Genomic DNA, 944 nt, shown 5'->3' on the forward strand with positions numbered 1-944 from the left:
GTTTGATGGATGCAATCCGGGCGACGGCTCGACGGTCGACAGCTGGACGAACAATCCGTCTCGGCGGCAGAAGAAATGGGAAGATGCATTCGAGGATCCTCTGACCAAGCTTCCCGACCAGATTCCCAATGGAGAATCGGCGAGCCAATCTCCGATCATGGCCGGAATTCAGAAGATCAAACTGTCGCTATTCGATAGCGGTTTGGCGAAAGAGAAGATCGAAAAACGAATAATAGTCGCGTCAGATATGATTGAACATACGGCGCTGTACTCACAATATCGTTCGGGTCTCGATTATCAGAAGTACCTTGATAGCGCGGCTGACAGGACCTACGGGACATCGCTTGATGGCGTTGGGGTCACGATACTCTACGTCGATAGGGCGAAGAAGCCATTTGGCTCTTTCGAGCATGCAGAGTTCTGGACCCGGTGGGTTCAAAACCATCATGGCGAGTTTCAGAAGCTGGTAGGGTTGGAGGGGTTAAACTGATGCCCAAGAAGCGAGGGGAGTCTTTCTTAGGACATCCGAGGCTGCCCCTTGTCGTCTTTGCGACGCTAACCCTGGGTGGCTGCGTGTTCATCGCAATAGCCAAGCTGTCGGGCGTAGACCCGATAATGGCGGCGAGCGCACCTGTATGCCTGATGCTCATCTATCTTGCCGCGTCCGTCTTCACCGGCAAGCTGCGGCTCCACGATGAGCAGACTGGCGACAATCTTTACTACATGGGTTTCCTGTTTACGCTCACGAGTCTCGGCGTATCGCTGTTTCAGTTTGGTTCCGAAGGATCCACCGACACAATCGTGAGGAACTTTGGTATCGCGGTAACGTCGACGATCACGGGCATTGCTCTGCGGATCTTTTACAATCAGATGCGCCGCGATCCTGCCGACATCGAACGGACGGCCAGGCACGAACTCGCGGATATGACGCGTCGTGTAAGAGC

At 54.1% G+C, this 944-nt stretch carries 2 pseudogenes; both read left to right on the forward strand.

The features are described 5' to 3' along the window. Positions 1 to 490: pseudogene (locus X742_RS1000000175135) on the forward strand (hypothetical protein); the annotation flags it as partial. Beyond that, a pseudogene (locus X742_RS1000000176340) lies at positions 490 to 944 on the forward strand (hypothetical protein); the annotation flags it as partial. The pseudogenes X742_RS1000000175135 and X742_RS1000000176340, both read left to right, overlap by 1 nt.

The organism is Mesorhizobium sp. LNHC229A00 (genome assembly GCF_000502415.1).
Taxonomy (GTDB): domain Bacteria; phylum Pseudomonadota; class Alphaproteobacteria; order Rhizobiales; family Rhizobiaceae; genus Mesorhizobium.